18 protein-coding genes and 3 tRNA genes are annotated in these 15556 nt (G+C 72.2%); 12 read left to right on the forward strand and 9 right to left on the reverse strand.

Features of this window, described 5'->3' with window-relative positions:
* Positions 1-102: 102 nt before the first annotated feature.
* Entirely contained in the window at positions 103-672 is a 570-nt protein-coding gene (locus FHX71_RS16475; protein WP_182618115.1) for a hypothetical protein, read from the forward strand.
* 20 nt (positions 673-692) lie between these two features.
* Here FHX71_RS16475 and FHX71_RS16480 read toward each other — a convergent pair whose 3' ends face one another.
* On the reverse strand, positions 693-1067 hold the full coding sequence (locus tag FHX71_RS16480; protein WP_182618118.1) for a DUF2255 family protein: 375 nt from the start codon (positions 1065-1067) through the stop codon (positions 693-695).
* Positions 1068-1254: 187 nt separating this feature from the next.
* On the opposite strand from FHX71_RS16480, the gene FHX71_RS16485 reads away from it, so the two are divergent.
* Both FHX71_RS16485 and FHX71_RS16490 read left to right on the forward strand, forming a co-directional pair.
* Positions 1255-2241: an aldo/keto reductase gene (locus FHX71_RS16485; protein ID WP_182618119.1), complete on the forward strand. Its 987-nt coding sequence runs from the start codon at positions 1255-1257 to the stop codon at positions 2239-2241.
* A gap of 206 nt (positions 2242-2447) precedes the next feature.
* Positions 2448-2523: transfer RNA gene (locus tag FHX71_RS16490), tRNA-Asn, on the forward strand.
* 58 nt (positions 2524-2581) lie between these two features.
* Here FHX71_RS16490 and FHX71_RS16495 read toward each other — a convergent pair.
* Complete coding sequence (locus FHX71_RS16495; protein WP_182618121.1) at positions 2582-3268, reverse strand: response regulator; 687 nt, start codon at positions 3266-3268, stop codon at positions 2582-2584.
* Complete coding sequence (locus FHX71_RS16500) at positions 3265-4404, reverse strand: sensor histidine kinase (protein ID WP_182618124.1); 1140 nt, start codon at positions 4402-4404, stop codon at positions 3265-3267. The genes FHX71_RS16495 and FHX71_RS16500 overlap by 4 nt, the downstream gene beginning before the upstream one ends.
* Positions 4405-4566: 162 nt before the next feature.
* On the opposite strand from FHX71_RS16500, the gene FHX71_RS16505 reads away from it, so the two are divergent.
* A complete protein-coding gene (locus tag FHX71_RS16505) occupies positions 4567-5055 on the forward strand; it encodes a DUF6326 family protein (protein ID WP_182618126.1) in 489 nt (162 codons plus the stop codon).
* Between the two features lie 626 nt (positions 5056-5681).
* Entirely contained in the window at positions 5682-6293 is a 612-nt protein-coding gene (locus FHX71_RS16510) for a hypothetical protein (protein ID WP_182618132.1), read from the forward strand.
* On the opposite strand, the gene FHX71_RS16515 is transcribed toward FHX71_RS16510, so the two are convergent.
* The 6 genes from FHX71_RS16515 to FHX71_RS16540 form a co-directional block, all read right to left on the reverse strand.
* Complete coding sequence (locus tag FHX71_RS16515) at positions 6283-6705, reverse strand: GNAT family N-acetyltransferase (protein WP_182618128.1); 423 nt, start codon at positions 6703-6705, stop codon at positions 6283-6285. The two genes, FHX71_RS16510 and FHX71_RS16515, sit on opposite strands and share 11 nt — an antisense overlap.
* A 47-nt stretch (positions 6706-6752) precedes the next feature.
* Complete coding sequence (locus tag FHX71_RS16520; protein WP_182618144.1) at positions 6753-7913, reverse strand: leucine-rich repeat domain-containing protein; 1161 nt, start codon at positions 7911-7913, stop codon at positions 6753-6755.
* Positions 7907-9313: an SDR family NAD(P)-dependent oxidoreductase gene (locus tag FHX71_RS16525; protein ID WP_312877069.1), complete on the reverse strand. Its 1407-nt coding sequence runs from the start codon at positions 9311-9313 to the stop codon at positions 7907-7909. Before FHX71_RS16525 ends, FHX71_RS16520 begins: the two co-directional genes overlap by 7 nt.
* 1 nt (position 9314) lies before the next feature.
* Positions 9315-9388: transfer RNA gene (locus FHX71_RS16530), tRNA-Ala, on the reverse strand.
* A gap of 4 nt (positions 9389-9392) precedes the next feature.
* Positions 9393-9466, reverse strand: a tRNA-Cys gene (locus FHX71_RS16535).
* Positions 9467-9494: 28 nt separating this feature from the next.
* Positions 9495-9782: a hypothetical protein gene (locus FHX71_RS16540; RefSeq protein ID WP_182618147.1), complete on the reverse strand. Its 288-nt coding sequence runs from the start codon at positions 9780-9782 to the stop codon at positions 9495-9497.
* 229 nt (positions 9783-10011) lie between these two features.
* Between FHX71_RS16540 and idi the strand changes: the two genes are divergently transcribed.
* The 7 genes from idi to FHX71_RS16575 are packed head-to-tail and all read left to right on the forward strand — an operon-like array spanning position 10012 to position 15554.
* Entirely contained in the window at positions 10012-10578 is a 567-nt protein-coding gene (gene idi / locus FHX71_RS16545) for an isopentenyl-diphosphate Delta-isomerase (protein WP_182618766.1), read from the forward strand.
* Complete coding sequence (locus FHX71_RS16550) at positions 10575-11618, forward strand: polyprenyl synthetase family protein (RefSeq protein ID WP_182618149.1); 1044 nt, start codon at positions 10575-10577, stop codon at positions 11616-11618. The genes idi and FHX71_RS16550 overlap by 4 nt, the downstream gene beginning before the upstream one ends.
* Positions 11615-12505, forward strand: a complete 891-nt coding sequence (locus FHX71_RS16555) for a phytoene/squalene synthase family protein (protein ID WP_182618151.1) — start codon at positions 11615-11617, stop codon at positions 12503-12505. The genes FHX71_RS16550 and FHX71_RS16555 overlap by 4 nt, the downstream gene beginning before the upstream one ends.
* Positions 12493-14052 carry a phytoene desaturase family protein gene (crtI, locus tag FHX71_RS16560; protein ID WP_182618153.1) on the forward strand — a complete coding sequence of 520 codons (1560 nt, stop codon included), beginning with the start codon at positions 12493-12495 and terminating at the stop codon, positions 14050-14052. The genes FHX71_RS16555 and crtI overlap by 13 nt, the downstream gene beginning before the upstream one ends.
* Positions 14049-14375 carry a lycopene cyclase domain-containing protein gene (locus FHX71_RS16565; protein WP_182618155.1) on the forward strand — a complete coding sequence of 109 codons (327 nt, stop codon included), beginning with the start codon at positions 14049-14051 and terminating at the stop codon, positions 14373-14375. The genes crtI and FHX71_RS16565 overlap by 4 nt, the downstream gene beginning before the upstream one ends.
* Positions 14372-14704, forward strand: a complete 333-nt coding sequence (locus tag FHX71_RS16570; protein WP_182618157.1) for a lycopene cyclase domain-containing protein — start codon at positions 14372-14374, stop codon at positions 14702-14704. The genes FHX71_RS16565 and FHX71_RS16570 overlap by 4 nt, the downstream gene beginning before the upstream one ends.
* On the forward strand, positions 14694-15554 hold the full coding sequence (locus FHX71_RS16575; RefSeq protein WP_182618159.1) for a prenyltransferase: 861 nt from the start codon (positions 14694-14696) through the stop codon (positions 15552-15554). Before FHX71_RS16570 ends, FHX71_RS16575 begins: the two co-directional genes overlap by 11 nt.
* Positions 15555-15556 lie beyond the last annotated feature (2 nt).

A 15556-nucleotide genomic window follows, 5' to 3' on the forward strand; every position in this document is an offset into this window, starting at 1 on the left:
GCACCGAGATCGGTCCATCGATGGACCGATCTCGGTGCCGACTGCCGACTTCGCCCGGCACCCTGGCCGACCGGTGCGGCCGGGGCCACTAGCCTGGGCCTCATGGGGTTACGTTCCTGGTTCGGGCGCCGCCCGCAGAAGGCGGTCCGCCGCGCCGTCCGCTCGCACCGCACCGACGCCGTGCTGGCCCAGGCCCCGCTGGTCACGTCCGCGGGCGAGGCGTGGGCGTTCGCGACGCGCGCCGAGCTGCTGCTGATCTCCGCGCCCGAGGCCGCCGGCGGCCAGGGGGACGCGGAGAGCAGGGGCGCGCCGTCCGTCGTCGTGCACCGGGAGTGGGCCGACGTGGACCGGGCGACCTACGACACCGACTCCAACGTGATCCGGGTGCACTGGGTCGACGGCGAGGAGCCGACGCCGCTCACCCTCGACGGCCGGCGCAACGTGCTGCCGCAGGTGCTGCGCGAGCGGGTGCAGTGGTCGGTGGTGCTCGCGGAGCCGGTCAAGCTGTCGGGCGGGCGGTCCGCCCGCGTCGCCGTCCGCCGTCGGGCCGACGGCGAGCTGTTCTCCCAGGTGATCGGCGGGCGCGGCGTCGACCTGTCGGACCCGGAGGCCGCGCGGGCGCTCGACGCCGCCGAGGCACGGGTGCGGAGCGCGGCGGGGTTGCCGGCCTAGTTTTCTACCGGCCGCGCGCCTCAGTCCTGGGGGACGGCGCGCAGGGTGGCGCCCACGAGCGCCGGGCCCACGACGGTGGCGACGATCTGCTTGTCGTACCTGCCGTACTTGGCGCGATAGGCGTCGTCCAGGGGCGCGTGGACGACGTCGTCGGGGACCTCGAAGCGGACGTCGCGCTCGACGCCGCCCACCCGGACCCGGCCCGTGCCCGACTCCTTGGCGCGACGGAACCAGCCGTTGTCGGGGCCGTACGCCGAGCGGACGTAGACGTCGTCGCCCAGGCGGGCCGTCCAGATCGTCACGAACGGGCGCAGCGTGCCGTCCGGGCGGTAGGACGAGACGTGCAGCTCGTCGGTGCCGTCGACCTGCTTCAGCTCCTGCTCGGTCCAGCTCATCGGTGCTCCTTCCGGGCGCCTACCGACGCCGCCTGTGCCGACCGCCTGGCACGACCGGTCCCCTCACGGTGCAACACGCGCGCCGCGCCCGGGAGTCCCCGCTGACACCGGTAACGACAGACCCTCCTCGGCGCCGCGGGGCGGGGCTAGCGTGAGGCCGGAACCCACTGCGAAGGAGACTGTCACGATGCACACCCGAACGCTCGGCCAGGGTCTGGAAGTCTCGGCGGTCGGCCTCGGCGCCATGGGGATGTCCCAGGGCTACGGCCCCAACCCGGGCACGCGCGAGGAGATGATCGGCGTGCTGCGGGGCGCCGTGGACCGCGGCGTCACGCTGATCGACACGGCCGAGGTCTACGGGCCGTACGTCAACGAGGAGCTGGTCGGCGAGGCGCTGGAGCCGGTGCGCGACCAGGTGGTGATCGCCACCAAGTTCGGCTGGCGGCTGGAGGACGGCGTGAACGTGGGCCTGGACAGCCGGCCCGAGCACATCCGCGCCGTGGCCGACGCGTCGCTGCGGCGGCTGCGGACCGACGTGATCGACCTGTTCTACCAGCACCGTGTGGACCCCGACGTGCCGATCGAGGACGTGGCCGGCGCCGTCAAGGAGCTGGTGGACGCCGGGAAGGTGCGCCACTTCGGCCTGTCGGAGGCGAGCCCGGCCACGATCCGGCGGGCGCACGCGGTGCACCCGGTCACCGCGGTGCAGAGCGAGTACTCGCTGTGGACCCGCGACCCCGAGCCGGAGGTGCTGCCCACGCTCGCGGAGCTCGGCATCGGGTTCGTGCCGTTCAGCCCGCTCGGGCGCGGGTTCCTGACGGGGGCGGTCGACGCGTCGACGTCGTTCACCGCCGACGACATGCGGGCCTCGATCCCACGGTTCACTGCCGCCAACCGCGACGCGAATCAGGTGCTCGTGGACCAGGTGCGGGGTTTGGCCGGCGCGAAGGGCGCGACGCCGGGGCAGGTGGCGCTCGCGTGGCTGCTGGCGCAGCAGCCGTGGATCGTGCCGATCCCGGGCACGCGGCGCATCGAGCGGGTCGCGGAGAACATCGGAGCTGCTTCGGTGGCGCTGTCGGCTGATGAGGTTGCCGACCTGAACTCGCTCGCTGGCCGGGTCGGGGTGCAGGGGGACCGGTACAACGAGGCGGGGATGGGGATGGTGGGACGGTGAGGATGTCATGGTCTAGCCAGCGATTACGCCCGAAACTCCCCGTGTTTCCGGGCGCAATCGCTGGGTAGACCCTGACTTCCGTGCGGGGCCGATCGGGTGTGATCGACGACGCTGTGGCGGAGTCCGGATATGAGTCGGGACTACCCGCTGGAACCTGTTAGAGTTTTCACCGGTCGCCCACCCGGTCACGGGACGGGCGCTAGCGATCCCGCGTAGCTCAGCTGGCAGAGCATCCGACTGTTAATCGGACGGTCGTTGGTTCAAGTCCAACCGCGGGAGCCAGAACGAGGTCCTGAATCCCTTCTTGACGTGGGGATTCGGGGCCTCGCCGTTTTCCCGGTCAGCCTTGGTCAGAACGCCTGCGTGTCGGCTGATCCGCCCGCACACGTCTGGTGTCGTACGCCCACATCGCGACCTCGACGCGGTTGCGGGCGCCGAGCTTGGTCATCAACGACGCGACGTGGGTCTTGACCGTGCTCAGGCCGACGAAGAGCACGGCGCCGATCTCGGCGTTGGTTCGGCCCCGTGCCACGAGCGCGAGCACCTCCTCCTCACGCTCGGTGAGCGGGTCGATGGGCTGGACCGGTGCCGCCGGTGCCTGGTCGGCGAAGGACGCCAGCAGCCGGCGGGTCACGTTGGGGGCGATCAGCGCGTCCCCGTCGGCCGCCGCGTGGATGGCCTGGACGAGGAGCTCCGGCCCGGCGTCCTTGAGCAGGAAGCCGCGAGCGCCGGCGCGTAGGGCGCCGAGGACGTACTCGTCGAGGTCGAAGGTGGTGATCACGACGACCGCCATCGGGTCCGCCACGTCCTGCCCGGCCAGGCGCCGCGTCACCTCGACGCCGTCGATCCCGGGCATCCGGATGTCGACGAGGAGGACGTCGGGACGCAGCCGGGTCGCCAGGTCGAGCGCTGCGAGCCCGTCCGCTGCCTCCCCCACGACCTCGACGTCGGGTTGCGCGCCGAGGATCATCACCAGCCCGGTCCGGACGAGGTCCTGGTCGTCGGCCACGACGACACGGATGCTCATGCCGACACCTCCACTGGCAGCACGGCCTCGACCGTCCAGCCGCCCTCGGGCCTGGGCCCCGCGGAGAACGATCCGCCGAGGAGCTGGGCGCGTTCGGCCATGCCCAGCAGGCCGAACCCGGGCTCCGGGACCGGCCCGGGCTCGGCCTGCCCGTCGTCGCTGACCCGCAGCCTGACGATGTCGCCCTCCCGGCGGACGTCGATCCCGACGCGGGTCGCGCTCCGGGCGTGACGTACGGCGTTAGTCAGTGACTCCTGCGCGAGCCGGTAGAGCGCGGTGTCCACGGGTGGTGCCAGCCGGGTCAACGAGCCGTTCAGCGTGACCTCGACGGTGGGATTGGTGTCGGCGCGCGCCAGAGCAGGCAGGTCCGCGACACCGAGCTGCGGTGAGTAGGCGACGGCTTCCTCCTCACGCAGCACCCGCACCATGGATCTCATCTCCGCCAGGGTTCGCGAGGCCTCGGACTCGATCGCGGCCAGGACCTCGGCAGCCTTCTCGGGCTGGACACCGGCGACCACGCCACCGGCCTGCGCCTGCACCGCGATGGCCGAGACATGGTGGGCCACGGTGTCGTGCAGCTCGCGCGCCAGCGCCACCCGCTCCTGGTTACGGATCTCGCGCTGCTGACGATGCGAGAGGGCCGCGCGGTAGCGGAACACCACCGCGAGGGCGACGACCAGCAGCAGGAGGACGCTCCCGCCGAAGACGTCGGTCCAGCCCGCGGAGGTGGCGTACATCCCGAGCACGACGATGACCGCCACGAACGCCGTCCCCAGGACGATCTCCCGTCCCGAGCCCCACCGCACCAGGGCGTAGAGCAGGATCAGGACGGCGATCATGGAGTAGAGGCCGAGGTCCCCGGCGTGCGCCGTCAGCTGCAGGACCGAGAGCACCCCGGCGACGCCCCACCCGACCAGAACGGCCAGGAGGGGGCGACTCCGCCGCCAGAGCAGTGCGGGCACCAGCGCCAGGGCGAGCACCGTCACCACGGGCCGCCAGGCCAGCCCCGGCCGAACGATGCCCTCGACCAGGGCGGCGGCCGCGAACACGCCCGCCAGCAGCCAGTCGAGCCGACCGACGGGTCGGGCGTCAGCAGGCCGCGGCTCGTGCCAGACGGAGCGCCGGAAGGTGACCACGGCTCCAGCCTAGGGATCGGTGTGCCCCGGCGTACCGGCCGAAAGCATGAGATGGAGGCCCTTCCATCGGCCAGGTGAACTCCGGCCTCCGGGCCGGTGTGCGAGCCGTTGCACTCAGCGAGCGTGGACCTATCGATCCTCACCACGACAACGGAGCCCACCATGAGCACATCGCAGCCCACCACCACGCTGGAAGACCCGCGCATCCCGGTGCGAGCAAAGCTCGCCGCGGCGTGGACCAGCTTCATGTTCCTGTACGCCTACGTGGACATTCTTGGCTTCTTCACGCCTGGCATCGTCAAGGACATCCTCGCCGGCCGGGTCTACGAGTTCGACCTCTCCCAGACCTTCTCGACGACGGCGCTGACCCTCATGGCCGTCCCGATCTTCATGGTCGTGCTGTCGATGACGCTGCCCGCCCGCGCGAGCCGCATCGCTAACCTCGTTGTGGCCGCGCTCTACGTCCCCGTCACGGTCTTCAACGTGGCGGGCGGGTTCTGGCTGTACTTCTACGGCCTCGGCGTCGTACTGGAACTGATCGTTCTCGCCCTCATCCTGCGATACGCCTGGACCTGGCCCCGCACCGCACGGTCGGCGAGCCTGGCAACCGGCGCGGACCGTGAAGGCGTTCGCGCCCGGCAGCGAGCGTGAACCCAGGTGCGGTCCTTGTCGGTCGCTGGTTGAAGTCCGACTGCGGGAGCATCTCGGAGGCCCCGAACACCCGGATGACCTGGGTGTTCGGGGCCTCTCTCGCTTGGCTGCAGATGTGAGGGACGCCCGACGTGCCCTACACGGACTTGAAACCGCCTCGGTCCGTAGTCCAGCGATAGTCGTCTGCGGGTGCGCTGGGGCTCGGGGCGCAGCCTCGGTGCGGCGCCACGTATGACCGTCACGATCGACGCCCATGGCGAGGACCTTCGCGTCAGCAGACCCGATCTCCTCCCACAGGTGCTCGGAGACAAGCCGCAGCCCACCCTCGACCGGGTCGACATCGGGGAAGACGTCGCGCGCGCTGTCGCGAGCCGATGCGATGAAGCGCTCCAGCCCCTGGAGGTCGACGACGAACTCCACCGGCGTGGCGTCAGGCGACACCTGCACCAGCGCGCGAGCCTCGCGCGCGTCGACCGCGATCTGGCCCACGACGTCAACACCGCGAGAGATGAGATCACAGGCGAGGTTCGGGATCGAGTCGGGGTTCACGACAGAGTCCTCGGCTGGTCGACGGGAAGAGCCAGAAACCGCAGCTGCACAGCCACGCCGACGCTACAGTCTGCTGCGTGCTGCGACGATTTCGCGCCTACTGGGCCGACGAGGACGAGTGGCACTGGTTCGAGCTCGACGACGAGGGATACGCGTCCAGACACGTGGTCCTGCGTAGCGGCGAGCCGATCGTGGCAGCACGCCAGGACCGGTTACTCGACTCAAGAGACCGGGCAGGGCTCCTTGGCGTTCAGCTTTACGAGGCCGTCTACGGCGTACTCGCAGAAGGTGTAGTGGGTACCCCTCCATCCGCGATCCCGGTCGAGGTCGACGAGTTCGACCACGTGTTCCAGGCAGCCGAGAACCAGCGGCGCTTCGAACGCACGACGACAGGCCCGTTCCCCTACGGGTCGCTCGTTCAGGGAACGTTCGGAACCAACCCCTGGCCGCCTGGTGCCACAGGTACCTACGTCGACATCGGGCATTCCCCTGTCCACGGCTTCGTCGACGCTCTGTGGTTCCACCACAACAGGGCGTCATGGCCCGTTCCCGGGACCCAGGCCGAGTTCAGAGTCGTCGATCTGCGGTGGCACTCGCTCCAGCTACGCCTCGAGCCCTCGAAGGTTCCGCACCCCGACCTGCCTTGGCCTCAGCCCTACGACTGGGACAACCACGAGTTCACGCGCTGACCGCGGCGTCCGTCAGTCGCATCAGCCCGGCCGCCGTCGTCCGAAAGCCGCAGCACTCCAGGTAGAAGCCCGCCCGGTCGGCCTCGAAGTCGACGTGCAGCCACTCGCACCCCAGGTCACGCGCAGCCGCGGCAGCCTCCGCGACCAGCGCACGCCCGATCCCCTGCCCCTGGTGTCCGGGCTCGACGACCGTGTCCAGCAGCACCGCGTGTACCCCGCCGTCACCGATCACATTGACGAACCCCACCAGGTTCCCTGCGGGATCAGCGGCCGTGATCCAGGTCAGGCTGTGCCGCTCCAGCCGCGCGGACCACGGTGTCACTGCCCCCGGAGGACTCTCGAACGCACGAGCGTGCAGGGCCGAGAGCGCGGCGTCGTCGACCGGGCCTCGGCGCACCAGGGTCATGTCCATCGCGGCACCCTACGCCGGGCCCGGAACAGCGGTGCCCCGAGCAAGCGTCAGACCGCCCGGGTCCGGTAGACGCTCCGGATGGCGGCGACGTCGTCAGGCACCAGCGGCATCATCGGCAACGATCCTGCTAGCGCGTCGAGTCGACGGCGGACCGTCGTGGCGATGCCCTTGCCGAGCGAGAACCGAGTCGCGGTAACGGCCCGCTCCGCACCAGCGACCAGCCGGAGCGCCTCGCGACTGCGGATGCCGGTGTGCGAGAGCACCAGGTGCCCGAGCCGGTGCGGCCCGCCCGACAAGGCAGCGGCGATCACGTCCGCCGCCTCGCCGTCGACCCGGTTGTCGGATGCGCTTAGCACCCCGGCAGCGCGGACCCGGCCGAGGTCCAGCACCTCGACCCCGGCGTCCACCGCGGCGGCCGTGAGCACTGCTGCCCCGCCCGGTCCGATGCCGTTGCTGGCCACGGACAGCCGGGTGAGCGCGCCGTACGGTGCGGCGGTCAATGCCTCGGCGAGAGCCCGGGCGCCGTCGTCGCCCAGCCCGGCCGCCGAGACGTACAACTCGCCCAGCGCGCCCGCGGCCACCACGCGCGCGAACGAGGCCGCGCCGTCAGGACCGAGCTCGTTGCCGCCCACATAGGCACGGATCACCCCTCGCCCGCTCGCCGAGGCGGCGATCAGGGCGTCCGCCAGGACCGCCGTCCCCGGACCGTCGAGAGCGGTCTGGACCAGGTCAAGGGTGCGCAGGTCGCGCGCCGCCTCGACCAGGGCCGCTCCGGAGCGGCCGGCGTCCCTGCCGAGCGGGTTCCGCTTGAGCCAGACGCTGCGCACGGCGTGCGGGGAGCCCGCGAGCCGTTCCGCGATCGAGCACGCCCCGCCGGCGGTGATGCCGTTGCACCCCAGGTAGAGCGTCTCGACACCCGCGCGGCTCACGCCGTCGGCCACCGCGACCGCTCCCGAGTCACCGAGGCCGTCGGTCCCGAGCAGCGCGTGCCGTACGACCCCCGGACGCAGCTCCTGCGCCACGCGCGCGCCGCCGTCGGGCCCGAGCGACTGCCTGCACAGGTCCAGCCGGCCGTCCGGCAGGGCGGTCCCCGCCGGGAAGTCCGTTCGTTGCCGCACCGGCTCACCGGTGCGCAACCAGGTCAGCAGTGGCTCGAGGTCCGCGGCGGACCGCTTCCCCGCGGGTGCGACCTCTGGGCGAGTCACCATGACGCCTCCTTGTAGTCCTTGAGGAACACTCCGGCGAGCAGCTCCCCGGCCTCGCCGCGCACGATCGGGTCGTAGACGCGCGCGGCGCCGTCGATCACGTCGAGTGGTGTGCGGAAGCCCCGGTCGGCGAGCCGGTCGCGAGTGGGCAGCGGGTTCTCGTCGGTGATCCAGCCGGTGTCGACCGCCGTCATGTAGATGCCCTTCTCCGCCAGGCCGGGACCGGAAGTTCTGGTCAGCATGTTCAGCGCGGCCTTGGCCATGTTCGTGTGCGGGTGCCGGTCGGTCTTGTTCCGCACCGCGAACCGCCCCTCCACCGCCGTCACGTTGACGACATACCGGCGCTCGAACGGCGCGGCGAGCAGGGACGGGAGCAGACGGTCGCACAGCAGCGCGGGCGCCACCGCGTTCACCAGCTGTACCTCCAGCACCTCGGCCGGGTCCAGGTCGCCCAGGCTCGCGGTCCACGAGTTCGTCGGGGCCAGGTCCGGTAGCAGGCCGGCCTCGTCCACCGTGCCCGACGACGGCGCACCGGCCGCGACGAGCGCGGCTCCCCCGGCGTCTCTTGCCCCGAGCGCTGTCAGCTGTGCGCCGGGACTCGTGTCGACGGCCGCCGCGGTGCTGAATCCGGGTGCTCGAAGGACCCTGCCCGGCACTCCCTCCTGCTCGCCGACGACGAGGGCGGCGTACGAACCGGGCGGCCGGCGCAGCGTCTGGGCGGCGTTGTTCACCAGGATGTCGAGCGGCCGGCCGTGGCGGACCTCGTCGCACATCGCCAGGACCTGGCGCGGGTCCCGCAGGTCGACGGCGACCACCGTGAGCCGGTCCAGCCAGCCGCCGCTGCCGTGGACCGCGCGGAAGCGGCGCAGGGTGTCCGCGGGGAACCGGGTCGTGACCAGCACCTCCGCGCCGTCGCGCAGCATCATCAGTGCGAGCTGGAACCCGATCTTGACCCGGCCTCCCGTGACCAACGCGCGCCGTCCGCGCAGGTCGGTCCGGGCGTCTCGACGCTCCCGGTTCAGCCGTGCGCAGGACGGGCACAGCTGGTGGTAGAACTCGTCGAGCTCGCGGTAGGGCTCCTTGCACGCGTAGCAGCGCCGCGATCGGCTCAGGACGGTCGTCGCGCCGGACTGCGTGTCGAGCGGGGCATCCTGTCGCCGGTCCGCAGCGCCGGTCGCGGTGGCCGCGAGCGCGAGGCGATCAGCGCTGCGGCCCTCGTCCCGGCGCGCGCGACGCCGTTGGACCCGCCCGTCGCGAGCGAAGGATTCGGCGACACGTTCGGCCCGGAGCCGCGCGGGGTCGTCGACGGGCAGCGTCCGCAACCGCGCGACGACCTCATCGAGCAGCGTCGTGTCGTCGGGCCGACCCGTCTCCGCCGACGACGAGTCCGTCTGGATGCTCACGTGGCCCCGGCCGGATTCGAACCGGCGTGCTCCTGTTTGCGAAACAGGCGCGTCTGCCTCTGCGCTACGAGGGCCGACCTGCCCGGCGGCCGGATTCGAACCGGCGTGATCCGCTGTGCAGGCGGTGCGACGGCCTCTGCGCTACGCGCGGGCATTGCCGGGAGCATAGTGGAAGCCGCGCTCACTCCAACCGGCTCAGCAGGAACCGCCGCATCCGATCGGTGGGCTCGTAGAACCCCCACACCCCGTTCGAGAACTCCCCGGCCGCGAACAACACGACAGGCTCCACGCCTGCGAGCCGATAGGCGTGCGCCCTGCGCTGCGTGCCGGGATGCACCGGGTCATCGACGACCACGGACCCGGCGGGAAGGGCCTCCCAGCCGACGCCCCAGACGTCGACGCCATCGATCAGCAACGGCCCACCATCGAACACCGCGGTGATGAACTCCCAGCCCTGCGACGTCTCCACGGCGCCAGTATCCCCGCCACCATCACCCCAGGTCAGCCCGCCATATGGAGACAGAAGAAAAAACCACACCCCACCGGTCGACTCCGGCCCACCTCGATGGGAGCCTCGATCCACAACATCGACGGCTCCGAACTCTCAAGAGCCCGTGCGATCTGTCCGTAATCGGCTGTGGCGAAAACCGCTTCCTGTGCTTGAATATAGCCAGGCTAGCAAAACTCACAGAGGGGCGATCGTGACGACCGAGAGAGTGGTCCTGCTCGACGACGACGGGGCGCCCGTCGGATCGGAGCTCAAGAGCGCCGTGCACTCCGAGCACACGCCGCTGCACCTGGCGTTCTCGTGCCACGTGCTGAACCCCGCGGGCCAGGTGCTGGTCACGCGCCGTTCCCTGCACAAGACGACCTGGCCGGGGGTGTGGACCAACGCGTTCTGCGGGCACCCCCAGCCGGACGAGCCCAGCGAGGAGGCCGTCATGCGCCGCGCCCGCGACGAGCTCGGCCTCACCCTGCGCCAGCTCCGCCTGGAGCTGCCGAACTTCCGGTACCGCGCCGTCGACGCCAGCGGGATCGTGGAGAACGAGGTGTGCCCCGTGTACGTGGCCGTCACCAAGGACGAGCCGATCGTCAACCCGTACGAGGCCATGGAGGCCCGGTGGGCCGACGGCAACGCGCTGGGCCAGGCCCTGCGCTACGCGCCGTGGGCGTTCTCCCCGTGGTTCGTGGAGCAGGCCGACGAGATGCCGCTCTACGCCGCGCTCGCGGCCCGGTCCGCCAGAGACGACGTGACCTGGCCATGACCGAGATCCTGACCCACGACGCGGTGGACGTCGTCCTGGCCGACTTCTTCGCCGACCGCGTGCGCCGCGCCACCCCGCTGGCCGAGCACTACGGCCTGCTGTGGCGCCGGCTGACCCGGTCCAGCGAGGGCGGCAAGCGCCTGCGCCCCCAGCTCCTGCTCGACGCGCACGCCGCGTTCGGCGGCCCGCACCCCCAGGACGCCGCCGTCGCGGCGGCGGCCTTCGAGCTGGTGCACACGGCGCTCCTGCTGCACGACGACGTGCTCGACCGCGACCTGACCCGGCGCGGCCGGCCCAACCTGGCGGCCGAGTTCGCGAGCGACGCGACCCAGGGCGACCTGTCCCCCGAGTCGGCGAGCGCCTGGGGCACCGCGTCGAGCATCCTCGGCGGTGACCTGCTGCTGAGCTCGGCGTACGCCCTGGTCGCCCGGATCGGATCGGCGGGCCGCGCGGAGCTGACGGACATCATCGAGGACAGCCTGTTCCGTGCCGCGGCGGGTGAGCACGACGACGTCGCGTTCGGCCTGGGCACGGCCCCGGCCACCCCGGAGCGGCTGCTGCGGATGATGGCGAACAAGACGGGCAGCTACTCCTTTGCCGGACCCCTGCGGGCCGGCGGCGCCCTGGCTGGTGCCGGCCCGCAGGCCTCGGCCGAGCTGGAGCAGGTCGGCATCGCCCTGGGCATGCTCTACCAGGTGCGCGACGACCTGCTCGGCGTGTTCGGCGACCCGGTCGTGACGGGCAAGAGCGCGACCGGGGACCTGCGGGAGGGCAAGCGGACCCTGCTGGTCGCGTGCGCGGAGGGCCACCCGGACTGGACGGCGGTGCGGCACCTGTGGGGCCACCCCGACCTGACGGAGGCCGACGCCGAGGAGCTGCGTGCCGCGCTGGTCTCCAGCGGCGCGCGGTCGGCCGTCGCGGAGCTGGTCGCCGCCAAGCGCAGCGCGGCGGTCGCGATGATCGCCCGCACGGCGCTGCCCGTCGTCCTGAAGCAGGAGCTGACCGGTCTGGCCGACAAGCTCGCGGAGCGTGAGTCGTGATCCCGTCGTCCTCGCTGGCCCTGTACTCGCGGACGGCCCATGCCGCCGCGGCCCAGGTGATCGGCGCCTACTCGACCTCGTTCAGCCTGGCCACGCGGCTGCTGCCGCCGACGGTGCGCGGCATGGTCGAGGACATCTACGCGCTGGTGCGCGTGGCCGACGAGATCGTCGACGGCCCGGCGCAGGAGGCCGGGCTCGCGCACGCCGAGCGGCGCGCGGCCCTGGACGCGCTGGAGGAGGAGACGTACCTGACGCTGCGCCGCGGGTTCAGCACCAACATGGTGGTGCACGCGTTCGGCACGACGGCGCGCGCGGTCGGCATCGACGAGACGTTGGTGCGACCCTTCTTCGCCTCGATGCGCCGCGACCTGGACCCGGTCGTGGCCCTGGACGACGAGCAGTACCGCGAGTACGTGCACGGTTCCGCCGAGGTGGTGGGCCTGATGTGCCTGCGCGCGTTCCTGGACGGGCGGCACGTGCCGGACGGCGTCCGGGCCCGGCTGGAGGAGGGCGCCCGCCGGCTCGGCGCGGCGTTCCAGAAGATCAACTTCCTGCGGGACCTGGGCGACGACCAGGACCGCCTGGGCCGCACCTACTTCCCGGGCACCGGGCCGGAGCGGCTCGACGAGGCCCGCAAGGCCGCCGTCGTCGCCGACATCGACGACGACCTGGCCGCCGCGCGCGCCGTGCTCCCGCTGCTGCCCGTCGGGCCGCGGCGGGCGACGGCGCTGGCCGCGGGCCTGTTCTCGGAGCTCAACGACCGCCTGCGGAACACCCCCGCCGAGCACCTGCACGCGCGGCGCGTGTCGGTGCCGGCCACCACCAAGATGCGCATCGTCGTCGTGACTCTCGCGGGCGCCCAGACCGGCAAGCGATGGGCGGCATGAGCGGCGACGGACGGCGCGTGATCGTGGTGGGCGGCGGTATCTCGGGCCTCGCGACCGCTGCCCTGCTGGCCCGGGACGGCGCGTCGGTCACCCTGCTGGAGGCCCGGTACGAGCTGGGCGGACGCGCGGGGCGCTGGCACCGCGACGGCTTCACGTTCGACACCGGCCCCTCCTGGTACCTCATGCCCGAGGTCTTCGAGCACTTCTTCAACCTGCTCGGCACGAGCGCGGCCGACGAGCTGGACCTGATCCGCCTGGACCCGTCCTACCGGGTGTTCTTCGAGGGCGACACCGAGCCCTTCGACCTGCCCGCCGACGGCGCCCGCGAGGCGCTGCTGGCGCTCGACCCGGAGTCGGCCCCGAGGCTTCGCGCGTACCTGGACTCGGCGGCGGAGACGTACCGGATCGCGACCGAGCGGTTCCTGTACGCCACGTTCGCCTCGCCGGCGCCGCTGCTCGCGCCCGACGTCGTGCGGCGCGCCCCGCGGCTGCTGCGCCTGCTCGGGGAGTCGCTGGACCACTTCATCTCCCGGCACACCACGAACGACCGGGTGCGCCGCGTCCTGGGCTACCCCGCGGTCTTCCTCGGGACGTCGCCGAGCGCGGCGCCCAGCATGTACCACCTGATGAGCCACCTCGACGTGACCCAGGGCGTGCTCTACCCGCGCGGCGGGTTCGGCGCCGTGATCGACGCCGTCGCGCGCGTCGCCCAACGACAGGGCGCCAACCTGCTCACGGGGCACAAGGTCCGCCGGATCACGGTGACCGACGGCGCCGCGACCGGCGTCGAGGTCGTCGGCCCGGACGGCATCACCCGCCACCTGCCCGCCGACGTCGTCGTGTCGACGGCGGACCTGCGCGTCACCGAGCACGAGCTGCTGGGCCGCGAGCACCGCAGCCACGGCGACGGCTGGTGGAAGCGCCGCGACCCCGGCCCCGGCGCCGTGCTCGCCCTGCTGGGCGTGCGCGGCGAGGTGCCGAACCTGGCCCACCACTCGCTCCTGTTCGCCGAGGACTGGCAGGAGGGCTTCGACGCGATCTACGGCAAGAAGCCGTCCGTGCCGTCCCCGGCGTCGCTGTACGTGTGCAAGCCGAGCGCCACGGACGCCGTCGCGCCGCCCGGGCACGAGAACCTGTTCGTGCTCGTCCCGGTGCCGGCCGACACGTCGATCGGGGCGGGCGGGATCGACGGCGCCGGCGACCCCGGCGTCGAGCGCATCGTGGACGACGCGATCGAGCAGATCGCCAAGTGGACCGACACCCCGGACCTTGCGGAGCGCGTCGTCGTGCGGCGCACGATCGGGCCCGCCGACTTCGAGCGGGACCTCGGCGCCTGGCGCGGCGGCGCCCTCGGGCCCGGCCACACGCTGCGGCAGAGCGCGATGTTCCGCGGGTCCAACGCCTCCTCGCGCGTCTCCCGCCTGCTGTACGCGGGGGCGACGACGATCCCGGGGATCGGCCTGCCCATGTGCCTGATCAGCGCGGAGCTGGTGCTCAAGCGGCTGCGGGGCGACACCAGCGCCGGGCCGCTGCGGGAGGTGCCGTGAGCTTCGCCTACCTCGCCGTGCTGCTGGTCTCGGCCGCGGGCGTACTCACCGTGGACCTCCGGTTCAAGCTGTTCCTCTGGGCCGAGCCGCGTCGGGCGGCGGCCGTGCTCGTCGCCGGCACCGCGTTCTTCCTCGCGTGGGACCTCGCGGGCATCGGCCTGGGCGTCTTCTTCCACGGCGCGGGCCCGTACATGACGGGGCTCATGCTCGCCCCGGAGCTGCCGGTGGAGGAGATCGTCTTCCTGGCGTTCCTCTGCGAGCTCACCATGGTGCTCGTCCTCGGGGCGCAGCGGCTGCTGGCCCGGCAGGAGGCCGCACGATGACCTACCTGCTGCTCACGCTGGTCTTCCTCGTGATCGCCGTGGCGGCCGCCGCCGTCGCACTCCGCGTCGCGGCCCGCCGCACGCCGACGACGGCGGACGAGCGGCCCGCCCCGTGGCGTGCGCTCGTCCTGGCCGCCGTCGCGCTGTTCGTGCTGACGGCCGTGTTCGACAACGTGATGATCGCCAGCGGGCTGTTCGCCTACTCCGACGCGCACATCTCCGGCCTGAGGGTCGGGCTCGCGCCCGTCGAGGACTTCGCCTACCCGCTCGCCGGCGTCATCCTCCTGCCCGCCCTCTGGACCCTGTTCGGGAGTCGTCGTGCTCGCTGACCTGGCGCGTGCGTCGCGCCCCCTGAGCTGGATCAACACCGCGTACCCGTTCGCGGCGGCGTACCTGCTGACGACCGGGACGGTCGACGTCGCCCTCGTGCTGGGCACCCTGTTCTTCCTGGTGCCGTACAACCTGGCGCTCTACGGGATCAACGACGTCTTCGACTACGCGTCCGACCTCGCCAACCCCCGCAAGGGCGGCGTCGAGGGCGCGATGCTCTCGCCGCGGCGGCACCGCCCGATCCTGATCGCCTCCGTGGTGACCTGCGTGCCGTTCGTCGTGGCGCTGGTCGTGCTCGGCCCGCCGATGTCGTGGCTGGTGCTCGCGGTCAGCCTCTTCGCGCTGGTCGCGTACTCCGCGCCGCCGTTCCGGTTCAAGGAGGTGCCCGTGCTGGACTCCCTGACGTCCAGCGTGCACTTCGTGAGCCCGGCGGTCTACGGGCTCGCGCTCGCGCAGGCGAGCCCGACGCCGCAGACGTTCGCCGTGCTCGGCGCGTTCCTGCTGTGGGGCATGGCCAGCCACGCGTTCGGCGCCGTCCAGGACGTGGTGCCCGACCGCGAGGGCCGCATCTCGTCCATCGCGACGGCGTTCGGCGCGGCCACCACCGTGCGGCTCGCGCTGGGCGCGTGGGTCGTCGCGGGCGTGCTCGTGGCGACCACCGGCTGGCCCACCGGCCTCCTGGGGCTGCTCGCCGTCCCCTACCTCGTGCTGGCCGCGCCGTACGCGAACGTGAGCGACGCGGACTCCGCCCGGGCGAACGGCGGCTGGCGCCACTTCCTCTGGGTCAACTACGCGGCCGGCGCCGTCGTGACGATCCTCCTCATCGCGAGTGCGGCCGACTACCTGTAGTG

Origin of the sequence: Promicromonospora sukumoe, assembly GCF_014137995.1 — a bacterium.
GTDB classification, from domain to species: Bacteria; Actinomycetota; Actinomycetes; order Actinomycetales; family Cellulomonadaceae; genus Promicromonospora; species Promicromonospora sukumoe.

Coding starts and splice junctions, on each gene's coding strand:
- FHX71_RS16515 (WP_182618128.1), bottom strand. CDS start 6,705: ATGGACATGACCCTGGTGCGCCGAGGCCCGGTCGACGACGCCGCGCTC.
- FHX71_RS16570 (WP_182618157.1), top strand. CDS start 14,372: ATGACCTACCTGCTGCTCACGCTGGTCTTCCTCGTGATCGCCGTGGCG.
- FHX71_RS16475 (WP_182618115.1), top strand. CDS start 103: ATGGGGTTACGTTCCTGGTTCGGGCGCCGCCCGCAGAAGGCGGTCCGC.
- FHX71_RS16480 (WP_182618118.1), bottom strand. CDS start 1,067: ATGAGCTGGACCGAGCAGGAGCTGAAGCAGGTCGACGGCACCGACGAG.
- crtI (WP_182618153.1), top strand. CDS start 12,493: ATGGGCGGCATGAGCGGCGACGGACGGCGCGTGATCGTGGTGGGCGGC.
- FHX71_RS16495 (WP_182618121.1), bottom strand. CDS start 3,268: ATGAGCATCCGTGTCGTCGTGGCCGACGACCAGGACCTCGTCCGGACC.
- FHX71_RS16505 (WP_182618126.1), top strand. CDS start 4,567: ATGAGCACATCGCAGCCCACCACCACGCTGGAAGACCCGCGCATCCCG.
- FHX71_RS16550 (WP_182618149.1), top strand. CDS start 10,575: ATGACCGAGATCCTGACCCACGACGCGGTGGACGTCGTCCTGGCCGAC.
- FHX71_RS16520 (WP_182618144.1), bottom strand. CDS start 7,913: ATGGTGACTCGCCCAGAGGTCGCACCCGCGGGGAAGCGGTCCGCCGCG.
- FHX71_RS16485 (WP_182618119.1), top strand. CDS start 1,255: ATGCACACCCGAACGCTCGGCCAGGGTCTGGAAGTCTCGGCGGTCGGC.